Source organism: Amorphoplanes friuliensis DSM 7358 (assembly GCF_000494755.1).
In the GTDB taxonomy this organism is placed as follows: domain Bacteria; phylum Actinomycetota; class Actinomycetes; order Mycobacteriales; family Micromonosporaceae; genus Actinoplanes; species Actinoplanes friuliensis.
The window spans coordinates 801,321-821,370 of record NC_022657.1 but is presented as its reverse complement, the minus strand read 5'-3'; the positions used below and the strand labels follow the sequence as shown (position 1 = coordinate 821,370).

11 protein-coding genes are annotated in these 20,050 nt (G+C 69.2%); 4 read left to right on the top strand and 7 right to left on the bottom strand.

Annotated elements, in window-relative coordinates:
- Nucleotides 1-83 precede the first annotated feature (83 nt).
- Both AFR_RS03740 and AFR_RS03735 read right to left on the bottom strand, forming a co-directional pair.
- A complete protein-coding gene (locus AFR_RS03740) occupies nucleotides 84-512 on the bottom strand; it encodes a hypothetical protein (RefSeq protein ID WP_023357973.1) in 429 nt (142 codons plus the stop codon).
- The gene (locus tag AFR_RS03735; protein WP_084297897.1) at nucleotides 509-8,293 is read right to left on the bottom strand and encodes a ricin-type beta-trefoil lectin domain protein; all 7,785 of its coding nucleotides are present in this window, start codon (nucleotides 8,291-8,293) and stop codon (nucleotides 509-511) included. The genes AFR_RS03740 and AFR_RS03735 overlap by 4 nt, the downstream gene beginning before the upstream one ends.
- 404 nt (nucleotides 8,294-8,697) lie before the next feature.
- Between AFR_RS03735 and AFR_RS03730 the strand changes: the two genes are divergently transcribed.
- Both AFR_RS03730 and AFR_RS43335 read left to right on the top strand, forming a co-directional pair.
- Nucleotides 8,698-11,805 carry a DNRLRE domain-containing protein gene (locus AFR_RS03730; protein ID WP_041840581.1) on the top strand — a complete coding sequence of 1,036 codons (3,108 nt, stop codon included), beginning with the start codon at nucleotides 8,698-8,700 and terminating at the stop codon, nucleotides 11,803-11,805.
- Entirely contained in the window at nucleotides 11,805-13,010 is a 1,206-nt protein-coding gene (locus AFR_RS43335) for a calcium-binding protein (protein ID WP_084297896.1), read from the top strand. Before AFR_RS03730 ends, AFR_RS43335 begins: the two co-directional genes overlap by 1 nt.
- A gap of 37 nt (nucleotides 13,011-13,047) precedes the next feature.
- Here the strand turns inward: AFR_RS43335 and AFR_RS03720 are convergent, their stop codons facing one another.
- The 3 genes from AFR_RS03720 to AFR_RS03710 all read right to left on the bottom strand — a co-directional run bounded on the left by AFR_RS03720 (nucleotide 13,048) and on the right by AFR_RS03710 (nucleotide 16,518).
- Nucleotides 13,048-15,099, bottom strand: a complete 2,052-nt coding sequence (locus tag AFR_RS03720) for a M14 family zinc carboxypeptidase (RefSeq protein ID WP_023357969.1) — start codon at nucleotides 15,097-15,099, stop codon at nucleotides 13,048-13,050.
- Nucleotides 15,100-15,242: 143 nt separating this feature from the next.
- On the bottom strand, nucleotides 15,243-16,097 hold the full coding sequence (locus AFR_RS47610; protein ID WP_023357968.1) for an LPXTG cell wall anchor domain-containing protein: 855 nt from the start codon (nucleotides 16,095-16,097) through the stop codon (nucleotides 15,243-15,245).
- A 70-nt stretch (nucleotides 16,098-16,167) separates the two neighbouring features.
- Nucleotides 16,168-16,518, bottom strand: coding sequence for a hypothetical protein (locus tag AFR_RS03710; RefSeq protein ID WP_023357967.1), 351 nt, complete (start codon nucleotides 16,516-16,518; stop codon nucleotides 16,168-16,170).
- Nucleotides 16,519-16,653: 135 nt separating this feature from the next.
- Here AFR_RS03710 and AFR_RS03705 point away from each other — a divergent pair, with 135 nt between their 5' ends.
- Nucleotides 16,654-17,982, top strand: a complete 1,329-nt coding sequence (locus AFR_RS03705) for a reverse transcriptase family protein (protein ID WP_202963972.1) — start codon at nucleotides 16,654-16,656, stop codon at nucleotides 17,980-17,982.
- Here AFR_RS03705 and AFR_RS03700 read toward each other — a convergent pair.
- On the bottom strand, nucleotides 17,972-18,343 hold the full coding sequence (locus AFR_RS03700; RefSeq protein WP_023357965.1) for a nuclear transport factor 2 family protein: 372 nt from the start codon (nucleotides 18,341-18,343) through the stop codon (nucleotides 17,972-17,974). The genes AFR_RS03705 and AFR_RS03700 overlap by 11 nt on opposite strands.
- Nucleotides 18,344-18,422: 79 nt before the next feature.
- Here AFR_RS03700 and AFR_RS03695 point away from each other — a divergent pair, with 79 nt between their 5' ends.
- A complete protein-coding gene (locus tag AFR_RS03695; RefSeq protein WP_202963971.1) occupies nucleotides 18,423-19,373 on the top strand; it encodes an RNA polymerase subunit sigma-70 in 951 nt (316 codons plus the stop codon).
- A 156-nt stretch (nucleotides 19,374-19,529) separates the two neighbouring features.
- Here AFR_RS03695 and msrA read toward each other — a convergent pair whose 3' ends face one another.
- Nucleotides 19,530-20,033, bottom strand: a complete 504-nt coding sequence (msrA, locus tag AFR_RS03690; protein ID WP_023357963.1) for a peptide-methionine (S)-S-oxide reductase MsrA — start codon at nucleotides 20,031-20,033, stop codon at nucleotides 19,530-19,532.
- Nucleotides 20,034-20,050: the final 17 nt, after the last annotated feature.

Below are 20,050 nucleotides of genomic sequence, written 5' to 3'. Positions count from 1 at the left end.
GCTCGGAGATCTTCACCGCACGGAGAGAACGAGTAGTGGCCGGACCCATGGTTCGGATCCGGCCACTACTCGTTCAGCTCAGCTCACAGCCAGTAGATGTCCCCCACGGCCACATCGGTCAGCCGTGCGGTGTCCTCGGCCAGCAGGGGGCTCGGCTCGTGGCCCTGGATGTCCAGGGTCGCCCAGTCCACCCGCTCCGCCACGACGAAGCCGTAGCGAGGACCGGGGTTGACCGCGTAGACCTTGTCGTCGGTGAACGTCCTGCCGATCTCGGCCTGCGGGATCGCGTCGGACTCCTCGGCCACCCGGACCATCAGGCCCGGGTAGCCGGCATCGAGCCGCATGCGGGTCACGTTGCTGAAGACGACATCGACGATGGTCTGCCCGTCCTCGGACTCGGGGTCCGAGAACCCGCGCAGGAGCAGCTTCGAGTGGCCTGGTTCGAACGCCCACAGGCGGACGCCGAACGTCAGCTCGAGAGGCCCGGGGGCGGCCAGGTACCGGAAGGTCACAGCTTCCCCCAGTCACTCGTTTTTCTGTTCCAGCGGTAGAAGTCGACGCTGTCGAGCAACCCGGCATCCGCAACCTGCAGCAACTCCCACTGCGTGTGCATGATGCCTGCCCGGCCACTCTTCTCGAATGTCTTCTGCGCCGACTTCACTGCCGAGGCGACACCGCCGCCGGCTCCCGGAAGACCGTCGAGCATGAAGGATATCTTCACCCGCCCGGTCGACACGCCGGCCACGGCGTCCGTGACCTGCTGGTCCCACGGGCTGTCCGGGGTGCCGCTGATGCGCCGGGCGCCGACCTTGTCGGCGAAGGCCCCGAGGCCACCGTTGTCCATGCCACTGTTCTTGTCGTAACGGCCGAGCGCGATGTGGTCGACATCGCCGCCACCGTCCGCGCCCGTGGACTTGTTGCCGTCGCCGCCACAGTTGTGGACGAGGACAGGTGCGTCGCCGGCGACGACGTAGTAGGTGTGGACCTCGCCGACTGTGAGGTTGTGGACGGTCGCCTGCGGCGTGTCCCAGCGGTCGATCGCCGAGATCTGGACGTAGGTTCCGGCGCTCGTCCGCAGCCACTGATCGGTCTGCAGGTCGGTGGCGTCGACCCAGTCACCGATCTCCGCCACCCAGAACGGGTGACCGTCGGTGGCCGTGACCTGAGCCGATTCCGAGCCGCGAGCACCGTCGGTGTCGATCGTGACCTTGACAAGGTGCTTGACGCCCTCGCCCTGGATGGCGGCGGTGACTTTCTCCACCCGGGTCTCACCGGTTTTTGGATCGGTGGCCTTGACCTCGTCGCCGGGCTTCACGTCCTCGATCGGCTTCTGCGAGCCGTCGCCCATCAGCACCTTGGTGCCCGGAGTGAAGCTGTTGGTCAGGCAGGAGTCCCCGTCGCCGGCCTTCTTGGCACCGCCACCGCCGTTGGAGCCGCCACTTCCGCGTGACGTCCCGCCGGAGGACCCACCCGACTTGCCCTTGCCGCCGCCGCCCTTTCCGGAGCTGGTGCCGGAAGCCGACGCGCCCCTCGGGTTGGCCTTGGCCTGTGCCTGTTTCTGGACCGGGTTACCGGTTTTTTTCGTGGCGTTGACCGCACGGTTGCTGGTCGTGTTGACCTTTTCCGCAGCCTTCTTCTTGGCAGCTTGCGCGGCCTTCTTGGCTCGCTCGATCGCCGCCTTCTTGGCGTTGAGCGCAGCCTTCTCCGCCGCTCGAGCGGCAGCCAGGACAGCCTCTGCCGCCTTCTTCGCCGTCTTCCAGGCCTGGATGGCGGCAATGGTGCGGTCGATGGCTCTGAGCACCGCAGGGATCTTGCCCAGCTTGGCCCACGGGATCGCACCGATGATCAAGCTGCCGCAGGCCCACATGTCACCGCCGAAGCAGTTCATCGCATCGGTGATGCCGATGAAGTCCTTCAGCATCGACCAGGCCGCCGACAGGATCACCGAGGTGAGCGACCGGGTGGAGTTGGCCTGGGCGTCAGCGACCTGCGCTGCCGACAGGCCGGCACCGGTGAGCGCTGCGGCCATCTCGGACGGCGTCAGCGATACCGACAGACCCGACGGGTCGGACAGTGTGGCCGGGTTGTTGTGCGCGTAGGCGTACCCGTTGGACTGGATCGGGTCGGCCAGGTCCAGCACCGGGTCGGCCGACATGAACCGTCCGACGACCGGGTCGTAGAGACGCGCGCCGAGCGGGGCGTAACCCGAGGCGTCGTCGCGGCTTGCGCCGAGGAACCCGTCGTTGTTCGCGATGTGCATGCCCAGCGGGACCGTCGCCCGCTGGTTGCCGAACGCGTCCTGCTTCCGGATCCGCACCTGCATCGTGCTGTTCAGAGCAACCTCGGCGTACGGCGTGCCTTGGTGATCGGCGGCGACGGCGATCAACCCCGAGGTGCCCGCACCGTAGGCGTTGCGGATCACGGCACCGCCGGGTACCGCGTACGAGCGCTGCGTGTTGACCAGGATGCCGCCCTGCTGGACGGTGAGCTCGGCTTCGCCCAGGTGCAGCGTGGCCTGCTTGCCCTGCACTGTCAGCAGGCGCGACCCGTCGGGGCCGTAGATGTGACGCGTCTCGTTCTGCGCCTGCCACTGCTGGGCAGTCGACGTCACGGCGCAGGCGACCAGCACGACCGGGGTCGCGTCGGTCGTAGCTGCGTCCTTGACCGCCACGCACAGCCCGGACCCGACGTGGGTGAGCTGGTTGGTGGCCAGGTTCCGCTTGATCTGCTGCGCCGCCGAGCCGTCACACTTCTGTAGCCCGAACGCCGAACCGGCCGTGTTGGCCGCCGGCTGCAGACACCAGCCGTCGTGGATCGACAGCGTGCCGAGGTTCGCGTCGGTCTGGTTCGGCGCCGGCGTAAAGCGCCACTTCTGCGCCAATCCACCGTTGCAGGTGTAGAGCTGGATCGGCTGGCCGGCCGTCGGCATGCTCGACTTCAGGTCGAGGCACTTGCCCGCCAGACCGATGTACGAGGTCTTGCCGTTGGCGCCCTGACCGGCGATGCGTTCGACCTTGCCGTCGAACGTCCAGGCCAGGTCCTGCTTGTCGCCGTTCTGCAGCGAGGTGACCGACTTGGTGTCACCGGTCAGCTCGTAGAGCCGCTCAGCCTCGGCGGTGACCGCCGCACCCGCCGGGGTGACGTACTTCTTGGTCACCTTGGTCAGGGTGCGCGGCTGGCTGCCATCGGCCTTGCCGTACTTGTAGTCGGTGGTCGCGTCCTTCGCGGCGTTACCCGTGAGGTCCTTCTCGACCAGCTTCTTGCGGTTGCCGAGCAGGTCGTACTCGTACTCCTGCCAATAACCCGCGTTGTCCGGGCCCGCCGCGACGTTCGGCGTTCCGTCGGCGTTGACCGGACCGGCAGCACAGGTCTCCTGGTCCTTGGAGGTCCACGCCTTGGTCATCTGGCCGACCTTGTCGTGCCAGAAACACTGCCGCTCCTGGATACCTGTCGCCCGTTCCCGGATCGACGTGACGTTGCCCGCCTCGTCGTACGCGTAGGAGCGGTGCGACACCAGGTTGCCGCCGACGACTGTCTTGTCCGTCGTGCCCTCGCGGTAGACCTGCTGATCGGTGAGCGCGCCCGAGGCCTCGAAGTACGAGGACTGGACCCAGACCCGGTACGGCTGGGCACCGAGCGTCGAACGCATGACCTGCCCGTACGGCGAGTACACCGTCTCGGCGCCGTACCACTCCTTGCCCGACACCGAGAGCGGCAGGCCGTCCGCGGTGTAGCGCACGAGCAGCTTCTCGTCGGTGAAATTGCCGATTGCGGGCACGGTCGTCGACTCCGGCAGGCCGGTGTCGGTGTACGTGAAGTTGTAGCTGTAGGAGCTCCGCAGTCCCCACGTGTCGGCGATCGACTGCGGGAGGGTCAGCGTCGAGGACGTCGGCTGGTAATCCCGGCTGTAGCCGCCGATCGTCTGCTTGTACGGCAGACCGTCGGTGTACCGGGTGGCCGTGGCCGGCATGCCCTTGCCGGCGGGTGCGGTGTCGTAGGTGAACTCACCCACCAGCTCACCGGTGCTGCCGCCCAGCCGCTGCTGGGTCGGGCGGGACAGCTCGTCGTAGCCGTTCCACAGCGTGATGTTGCGGGCATTGGTGACCGTCTGAGCCCGATCCCGGTTGTCGTACGTGGTGCGGGTGACTCCGGTGTCCGGGTCGGTGGCGGTCTCCATCCGGCCACGCTGGTCATAGGTCCAGGACCATGGCCGCGTGCTGTCGGCGGAGTGGGTGGCCTTGGACAGCTGGCCACGCGCATCGAACTGGTACCGCATCGAAGTGAACGCGGTGCGGTCGGCGTCGGTGAACGTGTCGACGCGGGATGTGCGGCCCTGTGCGTCCGTGAAGATGCGGTACGAAGCCGCACCCACCGGGTTGATCACCGTGGAGTGGTCAGCGCCGTAGCTGTAGCGGGTCGCCCGGGTGGGGTTCTCCGCTCCCTGCAGGATCGGCAGTTCCTGAGTCACCCGGCCGAGGCCGTCGTAGGTGTACCGCGTGGCGTTCGGCACCGCGGTCTCTGCCAGCGGAGTGAACATCGCTCCGCTGGGTGCGCCCACGGAGAAGTAGGCATTGTTGGTCTGCCAGACCTCACCGGAGCTGTTGTAGAGCGTGTCGGTGATCAGGCGGCCGCCGCCGGTTGCCTGCTCCTGCGTCTGCCGCTCGCGGCCGAGGCCGTCGTACAGGGTGACAGAGGTTTCGATGCGGTTCTCGTGCCCGCGGGACTTCGAGGTCACGAACGGCGGCTTACCGACAGGCGTGCTGTAGACCGCTTCGAAGTCCGGCACTCCCGTGCTCGCACGGCCCGCTCCCCAGGCCTTGACGAGGCGGCCGAGTGGGTCGTACTGAGCCTCGCTGGTGTTGCCGTTGGCGTCGGTCGTCCTGATGCCGTTGGCGCGGCCGGGCTCGATCTCCTGAACCTGGCTGTGCCCCAGTGAGTTCTTCTCGGTGACCTTGAACGCCTGACCCGACGCCGGCTCGAAGGTGATCGTCGCGGTCTTGCCGTCGGGGTCGGTGCGGCTGACCACACGACCGGTGGTGTCGAAGCCGGTGGTGCCGTCACTCTGGAAACCGGAGCCGTCCGCTTTCAGCGACCAGGTCTGCGAGGCGAGACCACGCGTCGTGTCGGCGAGTGCGGCCCCGTACGTCCCGCCGTCGTAGGCCATCCGGTTGGCGGAGGTCAGCGACGTCAGCGTGTCGAAAGTCGCCGCGGCGCAGGTCGTCGGGCTGGTGCGAACCTGCTTGGTCAGGCCGATGATGTTCTTGCCGGTGTGGTGAACGTACTCGAGGTTGGTGCAGGACTCGTCGCCTGTCTTGCCGGTGTCACCGTAGGACTCGACGCGGGTCGGCAGGCCGTACGTTGCCTCGTAGGTGGTCCGGGTGTCGAGCATCCGCTGGGTGCGGGTGTCGTCGCCCGTACCGGAGGATTTGGTGTAGGTGACCTGGCGGGGTTCGGTGACACGCCAGGCTTGCAGGGGGCTGATTCCGTCGCGGTCGCGCTTGCCCAGCTCGGTTGCGGCCGGGTAGGTGATGCTGCGGGTCAGCCAGTCGGTGTCGTCGTCGCCGGCGTTGGAGTAGGTGAGTTCCTCGGCGATGCGGCCGGCGAACGGGTCCTCGTCCTTGGCGATCTCGGCGCCGGTGATGTCCTTGACCGAGACCGTGTCGCCCATGCCGCGGAAGAAGCGGGCGACGGACTTGGTCTTCTTGCTGCCGATCGCCGCGTCGTCAGCGCCGGTGAGGGTGGTGACCTGGGCGAAGCCGCCGAACTCGGAGTACGTCCGGGTGGCCTTCTTGGTGAACTCCTGCTCGGCGAGCTTCCACGCGGCGTCTTTGTAGCTGTAGTTCGTCACCGTGCTGAACGCACCGTCGACGTTGGGCAGCTCCTCGATGCCGGCGACCACGTACTTGTGGAACCAGTCGATCTGCTCGGCCGCCGGGTCCGGGTGCCAGAAGGCGGGGAAGCAGAGGCGGTTGTTGGACTTCAGTTCGGCGGTGTCGCCCTTGCCGGGCAGGCCGGTGCCGGTCTTGCAGTCACCCTCGGGCGCCTTGTACGAGACGACGGTTTCGCCGCCGTATTCGTTGATGACGCGGGAGATGCGCAGGCGGGAGAAGCCGGGGCGGTTGTCGCGCTTGACGCGGTTGGGCATGTCCTCGGCGTTGGACTCGAAACGCACCGGGTTGAGCTCGGCCTTGTCGCCGTTCACACCGAAGCCGGTGCGCTTGATCGACTCGAGCCACAGCGCGGTGTTCGGGCCGGTGCGCAGGACCGGGAACTTCTGCTTGAGCTGGTATTCGTCGACGGTCTGACGGGCGGTGGAGCCCGCCTTGCGCTGCGCCGACGTCGTGATCTTGTCCAGGCGCTTGCGGGTGAAGAAGGAGGGTGCGGCGTTCCAGCACATCTTCTTCGACTCGCAGCGCAGGTCGGCCGGGGTGTCGTACCAGACGCGGTACTTGCCCGGGTCCTTGCTGGCGAAGTTCTCGTCGGTGCAGGTGACGGAACCCTCGGTGTAGCAGCGCTCGTCGACGGTGAAGCCGACGCGGCCCAGCGGCTCGGCCGAGTACATCGTGTTGGCGCGCTGGCCGTAGTCGATGCGGGTCAGGTAACCGCCGCGGTCGTACTTGACGGGGGCCTTGAAGTTGAAGTTCTTGGCGTAGTAGTTCTGCTCCTTGGCCCACCACAGGCTCATGGCGTTGCCGTGCACGTCCTCGACATAGTCGAGCGACCAGCGCCAGCCCTCCGTGCACGAGGACTTCTTGAAGTCGTCGATCGTCGAGCCCTGATAGCACGGCTCGCCGGTGTGGTTGCTGTAGACCGGGACGGTCAGGACCGAGTTGGTGACCGGGTCGTTGGTCGACCAGCCCGGGAGCTTGTTCAGGCCGAAGTGGTACTTGGTGCCGTCGCGGGTGGTGACGACCCAGTACTCGCCGTCCTTGTCACCGTTGCCCTTGTTGGTGTCGAACTTCTGGTCGATGACCGAGCCGTCGCCGTTGGCGGTGAACCACTTGTTCTTGCTGTCGTCCCAGACCAACTCGGTCGTGGAACCGCCGAGCGACAGGGTGGCGTTCTTGGAGCCCCAGCACATGTCGCCGGTCTTGTGCTTGGCGTTGCTCGAGCCCGCCTTCTTGCTGTCCTGCGTGCAGTTGGCGTAGGTCCGCGTGATCGAGCCGGCGCTGTAGTCCCAGCCGTCACCGATCCAGGACGCCTGGTTGTTCGTCGATGAGGTGCGGCCGTCGACCGACTGCGAGGAGTAGGAGAGACCGATCTGCGGCGTCAGGCCACCGGCCGTTTCCGGCACCTGCACCTGGTACGAGTAGGTGAAGGCACCCGACGACGAGCCGGACGCCCAGGAGCCCGAGGAGAGCAGCGGCGTCGCGGTGAAGTCACCGGACGGCGAGGCGCCGGTGTCGAGGGCGCCGACCACGCCGGAGCCGGAAGCAGCGGCGGCCGCGCGTGCCATCCCGCCGGTGCCGCCGTTGGCGGAGTCGCTGAGCAGCTTGTTGATCGGCACGCTGCCGCTGACGATGCGGCGGGTGGGTGCGTCGTCCGCGGCAGCCAGCGTGCGCATGACCGAGGACTTGGCGGGGACCAGCGTGACCTCGCTCGGCACCAGCTGGACGGCGGCCGTGGGCTCGGTCTCCTCCTCGGTGGGGTCCGGGGCGCAGTCGCCGGTTCCGGGGGCGTCGTAGACACAGTCCGGCAGCACCATCAGACCGAAGCGGTCGGCGGCCTGCGGGCCGTACAGGTCGGCGAAGGCGGTGTAGTCGACGCTCAGCGCGACCTCGGCGGCCGGGTCGGCGGCGACCGGCGGCGTCACCTTCATGATCAGGCCGGAGACACCCGCCGTCTGCGACGCCTCGGGGGCCGCGAGACCGATGGTCCAGTCACCCGCGAGCGCTGCCGGGTCACCACCCTCGGGTACGCCCAGAGCGATCGGCAGGTCGTCGACCGGCTTGCTCTCACCGGGCTGCACACCGGTCAGGTCGACGACGCCACTGTCCTGCTGCCACGGTGTGACGGCGGTCGGGGCGTACGGGTCGACGGGCACCTCGTCGGCCGTGGTCAGGTTGGCCTCGGCGTCCTCGTCCTGGCCGACCTCGGTGCTCTTGGGCACGTCCGGCAGCTCGACGACGGCGTCACCGCGGTCCATGCCGGGACCCGGGACGGCCCACGCCGCGGCCGGCATGTTCGTCGCCACCAGGGTCGCGGCCAGCACCGCGATCACGGCTGTGCGCACGCGGCGCCGCCGTTGTATGCGGCGGCCTGATTCCGTCAGGAACGGACCTGTACCACGCATGCGCGTCGACCCCCATGAAGGCGCGAAAGACAAAAAGACACACGCCGAGCGAGGCGCGTGCGGGGGCACTCTCTCTTCAGGAGCGTGGTGCACTCAAGATTGCACAAAGTGATGGATGTGAATCAGCTCACGGCATGATCACTCTTATATCGCCGCGCAAAGAAGTATTTAGATCTATCACGCTCCTGGGGTTAAAACCGGGCAATCGTTACGGCAAGAGGCTTGGAAGCTGTGCAAATCGGACGTCACTCATTTAATCCAAACTTCAGATGTAACGAATTGATAACCCCCCGCGGGGCCTGTCCGCTGTGCGATCGTGTCCGCGCTCTCTGCCCCGCGGCTCGCCGTCGAGGGCTGTTCGTGCTGCCTCCATTTCCACCTGGTCCCCACGGGAGTAGATCGCCGTGACCGTGCCTCGTCTGCTCAGTCCCCTTGTGCGCACCCGTGTCCGGCTGGCCTGCACGCTGGTCGCCGTACCGGCCGTGCTCGTCGCCGCCTCGGTGCCGTTCTGGCCCCACGGCGGCGCGGAACCCCGAACGCAGCGCGACAGCGCCGTCGACGTCACGCCGGTGGCTCTCGGCCCCAAGGACGAGACCGCCGCCATGACCGAGGCGGCGACCAGCGGCAAGGACGTGCTGGTCGACAAGGCCACCAGCGCCACGTCGCAGACCTGGGCACTGCCCGACGGCAAGCTGCGCACCACGATCAGCGCCGGGCCGCAGCGGGCGAAGAACTCCCAGGGGCAGTGGGCGCCCATCGACACCAAGCTGACGCTGACCGGAAAGACGGTGCAGCCCGGCAACACCCCGGCCCCGGTGCGCTTCTCCGCCGGCGAGACCGCCGGTGAGACAGCCGGTGGCACCGCCGCCGAGACCGTGCTGGCCGAGATGGACCTCGGCGGGCGCACGATCACCTACACCTGGCCGGGACCGCTGCCGAAGCCCGTCCTCGAGGGCAACCGCGCGCTCTACCCCGAGGTGCTGTCCGGTGTGGACCTGCTGCTCGTGGCCCGGGCCGAGGGCGGCTTCGGACAGTTGCTGATCGTCAAGACTGCCGCGGCCACCCCTGCCGTGCGCGCGCTGCGCTACGGCCTGCGGTCGGACGGCGTGGTGTTCCGCCACGACAAGACCACCGGCGGCGTGCGACTCCTCGACGCGAAGACCAAGGCCGAGGTCAGCTCCATCCCCACCCCGCTCGCGTGGGACTCCTCCGGGCGTGACCCCGAGTCCCCCGAGACCCCGCGGCTGTCGGTGGCCACCTCCGCCGACGTCCTCAAGCTCTCCGGGCTCAGCGGCATGGAGCCCGGCGTACGCCAGGCGCCGATGCCCACCCGGCTCGAGGGCGACGGCACCGGTCGGGCCGTGCTGCACCTCGACGCCGCCGCATCAGGGCTGCTGACCGACAAGAAGGCGCGCTTCCCGCTGTTCCTGGACCCGACCATGAACGGCGGCGACCAGGCCTGGGCGCTGGTCCACAAGCCGAACCCGAACAGCAACTTCCTCAACGGCACCGGCTTCAACGGCGGCACCTCCGACGCCCGTGTCGGGTACGAGACGGACAGCAACGGTCTGGCCCGGTCTTTCTGGCGGATGGCCTTCGACAGCAAGATCAAGGGTGCGGAGATCGACTCCGCCAGCTTCAAGGTGCTGAACAACCACTCGTGGTCGTGCACCAACCGCGAGTTCCAGCTCTGGCACACCGGGCCCATCTCCTCGGGCACCACCTGGAACAAACAGCCGAGCTGGATCACCCTGCAGCAGAAGCTGTCGTTCGCCCACGGTTACAACAGCTCCTGCTCCGACGACTACGTCGCCTTCAACGTCCGGGGCGCCGCCCAGGTGGCCGCCGACGCCGGCGCCTCCAACCTCACCCTCGGCATGCGCGCCTCCAGCGAGGGCGACACCCTGACCTGGCGCAAGTTCCAGGCCAGCACCGCGGAGCTCACGGCCGTCTACAACCGCACGCCCGCGGAGCCGACCGGCGGCACGACGTCGCCCGGTGGCGCCTGCACGCCCGGCCCGGGCAACGGCGTCACGATCGCCAAGACCAACATCGTGCTCTCGGCGACCGCCACGGACCCCGACGGCAACCTGTCCAAGCTGCGTTTCCGCTGGTGGAAGACCGGCGCCACGGTTCCCGACGGCACCCTGGTCACCCCGACCAGCGCCGGCAAGGCCACGGTGACGATCCCGACGGCGAGCCTGACCGACAAGGCCACCTACTCGTGGGACGTGCGCTCCGAGGACCAGGGCGGCCTGGTGTCCTCGTTCTTCCCCGGTGGCACCACCGAGCCGTGCCGCTTCACCGTCGACGCGTCCGCGCCGCCCGCCCCGGACATCGACAGCCCCGTGTTCCTCGAGGCCACCTCGGACGGCACGACCTGGTCGACGGTGAAGTTCGGCGGGACCGGCCCGATCACCTTCACCGCGGCCGGTGCGAGCAAGTTCACCTACTCGTTCGAATACATCGACGTCAAGACGGTGACCGCCAGCAGCGGCAAGGCCACCGTGCCCGACCTCAAGCCGCGGCACTCCGGACCCACGACCGTGATCGCGTACGCGTACGACGCCGCCGGCAACGTCAGCGCCGGGACGACGTACTCGTTCTACGTACCGCCGCGTGATGCGGCCGACGGCCCGGGTGACACCGGTGGTGACGGGCGCCCCGACCTGCTGGTCATCGACGGTGCCGGAAACCTGCGGACACTGCCCGGTGACACCGACGGCGAGTTGTTCGGCTCGCTCGCCTCGGCGTACTCCACCGGCGGCAAGCTCAACCCGACCGGCCACTGGTACGACCCGGCGACCGGCAAGGCGGCACTGATCGCCAAGCACTCGGACGCGTACCCGGGTGACGGGGTGACCGACCTGTTCGCGCGTACCCCGGACGGCGGTTTCTGGCTCTATCCCGGTGACGGTTACGGCAGCTTCAACGTCGACCAGCGCCTGAAGGTCCTGCTGCCCTCGAACACGCCGGCACCGTCGACGTGGACGCAGCTCAAGGCGGTCGGCGACATCAACGGTGACAAGCTGCCCGACCTCGCCCTGCGCTCCGGCTCCGCGTTCTGGATCCTGTCCGGGTACACCGGCGGCAGTTTCCAGACGGCGACCCTGATGGAGGGCACCACCTGGGCCACCAGCGAGATCGTCAACATCGCCGACGTCGACCTGGACACCACCCCGGACCTGGTGTGGCGCAACGTGTCGACCGGCGTCATGTACCTGCGCCACGGCAAGCCGGGCACCGTCGCCGGCAGCGTCACCCTCGACTCGCTGAAGACGGCGGCGGCTTCCCGCCAGGGTGACGTCTCCTACGGCACCAACTGGACCGGAACAGCCATCACCGCGGTGATCGGCGTCCCGGACACCAACGGCGACAGCATCCCGGACATGTGGGCCCGCTTCGGCGCGGACGGGCAGACCCGCGTCTACCACCCGACCAAGACCAACACCGGTGCTCCGGTGAAGGTGATCCTCACGAGCGACTGGACCTCGATCAAGGGCTTCGCCTGATGCCGCCCGCAAGCTGGCCGCTCAGGGTGGGCCTGACCCTGCTCACCACGATCGCCCTCGGCGGGCTGGCAGTCACGCCCGCCGAGGCCGCCGGGAGCGGCACGGCGTCCGTGTCGGGGTCCACCGTCGTGCAGTACAAGGCGGCCGGCGGTAAGCAGAACAAGGTTGTCGTCACGCGCTCCGGGCGTACCGTCACGATCGACGACCGGGTCGCCGTCAAGGCCGGCAAGGGCTGCAAGAAGGTCAAGGGCGACAAGACCAGGGTCAAGTGCACGACCAAGAAGACACCCACCCGGGTACGCGTCTACACGTACGACCGCAACGACAGCATCGTCAACAACACCGACGTGCGGATGACCGCCGACGGGGGCACCGCCGCGGACCGGATCACCGGTGGCTCCCGCGGTGACCGGCTCTATGGCGGCAACGGCAACGACACGGTCTGGGGCCGCGGTGGCAACGACACCATCGACGGCCAGACGGGCAACGACGTCGTCCACGCCGGCGACGGTGACGACACCGTCGAGGACGCCGCCGGCAAGTCCTCGGGCAACGACAAGCTCTACGGCGACAACGGCTCCGACCGGCTCGTGGCCCTGGTCGGCAACGACAAGCTCTACGGCGGCGCGGGCAGCGACCTGCTCTGGGGCGGCCCGGGCCGCGACCGCCTCGAGGGCGGCTCCGGCGACGACGTCCTGCAGGGCGACGAGTGCTCCCAGGGCAGCAGCGTCGCCAAGTGTGTGTCCGCCGACGTCCTGCTCGGCGGCCCGGGGACCGACCTGGCCGACTACAGCGAGAGCGTCAAGGCGATCACCGTCGACCTGGACGGCGCGAGCGGCGACGACGGCCAGCCGGGCGAGCACGACACGGTCGGCTCCGACGTCGAGAACCTGACCGGTGGCCTGGGCAACGACCACCTGACCGGCAACAAGGCCGCCAACCAGATCACCGGCCTGACCGGCACCGACACCATCCGCGGCGGCGCCGGCAACGACTCCCTCTACGGCATGGACCTCTGGGACGTCTCCCTCGGCGCGGCCAAGGACGGCCACGACACCCTCTACGGCGAAGCCGGCGACGACCAGCTCTACGGCCTCGACGACGAACGCAACATCTCCGACCGCCTCGACGGCGGCCCGAACGGCCCGGCCGGCGATCAGTGCCAGGCCCGCAAGTACGACACCAGAGTCAACTGCGAACACTGAGTCGTGGGGCCGGGCTGATGCCCGGCCCCACGATTTCTCAGCGCTGGGCGGCGGCCTGGTCGCGGGCGACCCGGACCAGTTCCATCAGGCCGCTCGCGTATTCCTGGGACTCCGCGTGGGCCTCCTCGTACGGTGGCTGGAAGCCCATTCCTTCCCATTGCTGGGTGGACTCGTTCCAGCGGTCGTTGCCCACCTCGAAGTTCCAGGCCACGATGCCCAGGTCGTAATAGAGGTGGTCGGCCGAGTTGCCCGCGGCCGAGTACAGGACGTCGGCGACCGGTCCGGTGTACGCGGGCCAGGTCACCGTTTCGCGTTCGGTGGCGATGGCGCCGACGATGCGGCGGGCGCTGTCCTGGAAGTACTTCGACTCGTCGATGGAGGGGCGGGGCAGGGTGACGCGGCCCGCCGCCTTGTACGCGCCCGGTGACCACATGAAGTAGCCGCCGTAGCTGTGGACGTTCATCGAGAACTTGATGTTCGGGTGGGCTTCGGCCAGCGCCACGACGTTGCGGCTTTCGGGCTCCGACAGTTCGGCCGTGCCGGAGTAGGTGCCGGAGAGGCAGTTGGCGCTGCCGCCCACGTAACCGTCGAAGAACGAGCCGACCGCGTAGTTGCGGTTGACGTCGACACCCCACGAGTCGCGGCGGGCCGGGTCGCGGGCTGCGCCCGTACAGTGGTTGGTCAGGTTTTTGCGCTGGAAGTTGAAGTCGTTGAACGAGTAGTTGGCGCCGTCGGGGTTGACCGTCGGGATGACGAACACCTCGACGTCGTTGAGCAGCGTGCGGGTCTGCGGGTCGGTGGCGTAATTCGCGAGCAGGCGTTCGGCGAATTCCATGGTGACCAGCGGGGTGGCCCATTCGCGGGCGTGTTCCTGCGAATAGGTCAGGACGCCGATCTTGGAGTCGTCGCGGACCGCGCCGATGCGCAGCGCCTGGACGGTCCACGGTTTGCGCGGCACTTCGGTGCCTTTGAGGCCGTCGTCGAGACGGGCCGGGCCGGCCACCGGCATCGGGGCGCCCGCCGAGCCGTCCTCGACGAACGCACGGAACTGCTGCGGGTAACGCGCGGTGATGAAGGCCGCCACGTCGTCGGTCGTGCTGATCGCCTTGCCGCCCGCGTCCGTCGCCAGGGACACGGTCAGCACCCGGTCCCGGTACGTCGCGCCGAGCGGACGGTTCGGCTTCTGCGGATCGACGGTGCGCACCTGTACGCCGTTGAGCCCCTGGTCGCCGTACTTGACGGACTCGACGACCACGGCCACCGCGGCCGGATCACCGAGGTAGGCCACCGCCGTACGCCGGTAGCCCTGGGTGCGGTTCGGCAGGTTGAGCACGTCGACCAGCGCCGGGTACTGCCGGGCGAGCCGCTTGATGCGGGCGCTGATGTCGGTCGGCGTCATGTACGCGTCGATGAAGTCCTTCTGGTAACCCGCCGGCTGTGGCGGCGGCGTCGCGCCGGGCCAGACGGCCGGCGTGATCACCCGTGAGGTGCCGCCGAGGCTGGAGGTTGCGCTCACCCGGGTCGGCTTCCCGGGCACCGGCTGCGGCAGCGCCACGTGGTACTGGTATTCGCCCGAGTCGACAAACCGTGACAGCGGGTAGCTGCCCGTGGTGCCGTCGGCGGCCGTCCACGTCACGGTGATCTCGACGTCGGGGTCGTCCGACGCCGACGTGGCGACCTGGGTCTGCAGGAAGGTCTTGCCGTTGCTGGTCCACCAGTAGGCCTGGAGGAACTGCAGCGTGTCCTCCGCCGCCGCCGCGATCCGGCGCGAGCTCGGCGTCACGGTCGGGATCATCTGTACGGCCACAGCCCGGCGCGCGGTCAGCGCATCGAGCTCCGTGCCGGTGACCACGAGGTCGGCCATGACCTTGCCGGGTGTGGTGCGCGGGCGCGCGGCGATGTCCGCTCCGGACGCGACAAGGTCCTGGAACATCGCCTCGCTGGGCAGCTCGAAGCGGACCAGGGCGGACGAGCCGGCAGCCAGATCGGCCTCCGGCGGGGCCGCGGCACTGGCTCCCGGATGGGTCAGCAGCCCGGCCGTGAGAACGGCTGTGGCGGCGGTGGCCGCCCAGCGTCGTCGGTGAAGCATCGAACCTCCTGCGACATCGAAGGATGTTGTTGCCTCACACCAGTCCATCCATCGACCCGTGTCAACCCGCCCTGGCTCGGGGACGCACAACAAGGAGCCGCCCCGGGACGTGTGCTGTCCCGGGGCGGCTCGACGTGCTGGGTTCAGGCGACAAAACGCGTCCGGCGACGGCGGGCCACCACGTAACCGGCACCACCGGCCAGCAGGAGTGCAACACCGGCGCCGGCCACGGTCGCAGCCTTGGCTCCCGTGACGGGAAGGCCGCCACCGTCGCCACCACCCGCGGCCGCACCCTCGGTGGAGGTCGGCGTCGCGGTCGGCGAGCCGGTGGGCGTGGCGGTCGGGGTGGCAGTCGGCGTGGCGGTCGGGGTGGCGGTAGGCGTCGTGGTCGGCGTCGGCGGCAGCTTCACGTACGCGAAGCCGAGCGGGGTGAGCGTGCCGGGCAGCGGGAGCTCCCGCTCCTCGAGCGCAACCGGACCCTGGGTGCCCGGGGCCGACTCGTCCGTACGGCTGTCCCGCTTGGCCAGCGCCTCGATGCCGCCCTGCTCCTTGGCCGCATCGGCCGTGATCCAGTGGTGGATGATGGCGCTGATGTTCTCCTGGACCGCGTCAGGCGCAACCTTCACGAGCGAGTCCGCGATCGCGTAGGTCTTACCGGCGGCGAGCTCGGTGTCGAACTCGCACCAGGCGCCCTCGAGGTTACTGTCGTCGTAGTACGCACAGTTACTGAATGTGCGCGGAAGGTCCAGGTCGTTGAGCACCCGGATGTTCACCACCACACCGTCGATCGCTGCCTCGGAGTTGTTGGCCACGCCGATGACGGCCGGCGACAGGTCACCCTGCTCCACCGGGTAGACCTTGTTCTTGCCGGTCGCGGCGTCCTTCTCGGTGAGGGCGACCAGAGCGGGGCCCTCCGCCCGCGCCGCGACAGCAGCGGCCGGGAAGGACATCGCGCCCACAGCAAGAGCGGCGGCACCAAGTCCGAGCAGTTTCTTCACGTGTTACTCCCCGTCGATGGATGACCGGGCCACGATACAGAGAGACGGCAAACTCGGGGTGCCCGTCGGATCAACTCCAGCCGGCGTCCCGGCACGCCTTGGTGAAGGCGTCGGCGTCGGCCCGCCACACCTTCGTGCTGTCGTTCGCGCTGCGGCCCATCGCCGCGCCCCTCTCCGCGATCGTCTTGTTGTCGCTCTCGGCCGAGGATTTGTTGACCCGGTCGGCCAGCGCCAGCCGCTGCGTCTTCGAACGGGCGTCGTCCTCACCGGCGGCGAAGTCGTTGCAGGCCTGGACCGCGGCGTCGTCGAGCGTGCCCGGACCCTCGTCCTGCGAGGCCCGGCCGACCGCCAGTCCACCCAGGACCAGGACGACCACACCGGCCCCGAGCAGGAGCTGGCGCTTGTTGAGCTTTACCTTCACGGCTCTCCACTCTGACGATCGGGCGGCAGCCCATATGCAGGGTATCGGCTTGCACGACCCCCTACGATGCGGTGGTGGCAGCGTGTCCCGAGCTGACCCTCACGGGTCTCTCCGGGGTAACCCCGGGGCGAACAGGTGACTACCGCAGCGCATCGCCGGCGCCTCGCCGCGCTTCGCGCGAGAACGCGCAGGCACGACCGGGTTTCGTCGGGGCACGCTGCTGCCGCCGCACCACGGGTCGCGACGGCGCTCGCGGACGCGTTCCTCAGCACGCGGTGGCGGCGCAAGGCGATGGTCAAGGCCGGGGCAGCCGTGCTCGGGCGGGAGCGGCGCTGGGTCGACCGGGCCGTGGTGAAGGTGCTCCGGGCGTACAGGATCGCTCCGGCCGACCGGCCGCGGGAGCTGGCCGGCTTCCTCGAGGGGATCACCCGGCCGGCGGTCATCCGGCGCCGGCGGGTGACGCCGGTCCAGGTCGTGCGCATGCGCTGGCACGCGCCGCCCATCAACGATCTCGGCGAGCTGGCGGCGTTCCTCGACGTCGACGGTGACCTGCTGGACTGGTTCGCCGACCGCCGGGAGATCAACCGCCACGCGCGTGACGAACGGCTGCGGCACTACCGGTACAGGTGGCTGCCGCACCGGTTGATCGAAGCCCCGAAACCGCACCTGCTGGCCCTGCAGCGGCGACTGCTCGACGAGGTGCTGGCCCGGGTGCCCGTGCACGAGCGCGCCCACGGTTTTGTGCCCGGCCGCGGAGTGCACACGTTCGCCGCCTCGCACGCCGGTCAGGCGGTCGTCGTCCGGCTCGACCTGCGGGCGTTCTTCTCGACCGTCACCGCCGCCCGGATCTACGGCATCTTCCGCAGCGCCGGATATCCCGAGCCGGTCGCCCATGCGCTGACCGCCCTGACCACAACCCGGACGCCCGCGCGTGTGCTGCGCGACGCCCCCGATCCGAGGCTGGCCGCGCTGCTGCGCCGCCCGCACCTGCCGCAGGGCGCGCCGACCTCACCCGCGCTGGCCAACCTCTGCGCCTTCCGCCTCGACCGGCGGCTCACCGGCCTCGCCGGCCGCTTCGGCCTGCACTACTCCCGATACGCCGACGACCTGGCCTTCTCCGGCCCCGATCACCCCCACAACCTCATCCCGTACGTCCACAGCATCGCCGTCGACGAGGGCTTCGAGATCAACCCCGCCAAGACCCGGGTACGCGGACAGGCGGACCGTCAACTGCTCGCCGGACTCGTGGTCAACAGCAGCCCGGCCGTACCCCGCGAGGATTACGACCGGTTGCGCGCCACCCTGCACAACGCCGCGACCCACGGCCTGGCCGAGGCGAACCGTGACGGCCACGCCGACTTCGCCGCGCAGCTCGCCGGCCGGGTCGCCTGGGTCTCGCACCGGCACCCGGCCCGCGCCCGCAAACTGCAGGAGCTGCTGTCGGCCGCCCTCGCTAAGCCCTAGCCTGCCGCGCCTGCTCGAACGGCAGACGGTCGAAGAGGAACCGGCTGTAGGTGATCAGCCCGTCCCGCACGGTCAGGCACTCGGCCCCGGGACCGCTCGCCACCAGCGGGGTTGTCGTGTCGTACATGATCAGCGCCTGCTCCTGGTCGCCGAAGCCCGCGATCAGGGTCGAGCTGATCAGCATCCGGGAGAACGGCGTCAGGAACTCCCGGTACGCGTCCCTGCTCCCAAGGCGCCCGGCCGGGGCATCGCAGACAAAGGCGTCGGCGAGGTAGCTCATGGCCAGGTCGAGATCCTTGGCCGTCCAGGCCCGATGGTGGGCCAGCGCAACTTTCAGGGCCGGACTCGTTTCGTCGATCATGGGGCGCCCTTCCGTAGTGATCCGTCCCCCGTTGAGACACCAGCGCACCGGCGAACGGAACGGTCCTACGATGCAGAACGTGACCGATTCCCTGCTCAGCCGTGCCCGTACCGGAGATGAGCAGGCGTTCGGCGAGCTGGTCGGACCGCACCGGCGGGAGCTGCACCTGCACTGCTACCGGATGCTGGGCTCGTTCACGGACGCCGAGGACGCCCTGCAGGAGACGCTGCTCGCGGCGTGGCGGTCGCTGGGCGGCTTCGAGGGCCGGGCGTCGCTGCGGGCCTGGCTCTACCGGATCGCCACCAACCGGTGCCTCAACGTGCGCCGCGACGCCGGGCGGCGGCTGCCACCGGCACCCACCCCGCCGTTCGATCCGCCCGAGCCGACACGGTGGGGTGAGATCACCTGGCTGCAGCCGTACCCGGATGCCCTCCTCGACCCGGAGACGCGCTACGAGGCGAAAGAGTCGGTGGGGCTGGCGTTCATCACCGGCTTGCAGCGACTCCCGCCCCGGCAGACGGCCGTGCTGATCCTGCGTGACGTTCTCGGCTTCGACACCGCCGAGGTGGCGCGGATGCTCGACACGACGGGCACCGCGGTCAAGGGCGCGCTGCAACGGGCCCGTGCGAGCTTGGATTCGCGCCCGGAGCCCGCGGCGCTGTCAGCCGACGAGGAAGAGCTTGCGCGGCGCTTCGCGGAAGCCTTCACCGCGCGGGACGTCGACACGGTGATTGCGCTGCTCACCGATGACGCGTGGCTGGCCATGCCGCCCGCGCCGCACGAATATCAGGGCGCCGACGCCATCGCCGCGTTCTTGAAGATCAGCGGTGAGGCGCAGGGCTCGCGCCGATTGCTGCTGACGCCCGTCGGCGCCAACGCTCAACCGGCCTTCGCCTGCCGGCTCGCCGAGCCCGGCGATCCGGTCGGCAGCCCCGCCGGGCTGATGGTGCTGACCCTGCGAGCCGGCCAGATCGCCGGCCTGACGCGTTTCCACGACAACGCCGCACTGACCCGCGCCGGGCTCATGTAACTCGACGCGGCCGAACCCGGTCCGGAGCGGCAAGCCCTGCTCGGCGCGGCCGGACCCGGTCCCGGGCGGCAAGCCCGGCTCGGCACGGCCGGACCTGGTCCTGAGCGGCGCGATCCGGCCGCTTCCGTCGAGGCCCGGCCGGGCCTCATGGGTGGTTCAGGCCGCGCGGCGGGGAAGCTTCCAGCCCGGGCGGGGGAAGTGGCAGGTGTAGCCGTCCGGGATGCGCTCCAGGTAGTCCTGGTGCTCCGGCTCGGCCTCCCAGAACGGTCCGGCGGCGGTCACCTCGGTGACCACCTTGCCCGGCCACAGCCCCGACGCGTCGACGTCGGCGATGGTGTCCAGGGCGACACGCTTCTGCTCGTCGTCGGTGTAGAAGATCGCCGAGCGGTAGCTCACGCCCAGGTCGTTGCCCTGCCGGTTGAGCGTCGACGGGTCGTGGATCTGGAAGAAGAACTCGAGCAGGTCACGGTACGACGTGACGGCCGGGTCGAAGACGATCTCGATCGCCTCGGCGTGCGTGCCGTGGTTGCGGTACGTGGCGTTCGGGACCTCGCCACCCGTGTAGCCGACCCGGGTCGAGACGACCCCGGGGCGCTTGCGGATCAGGTCCTGCATGCCCCAGAAACAGCCTCCGGCCAGTACGGCCTTCTCAGTGCTCATCGTGTTGCACCTCTTCC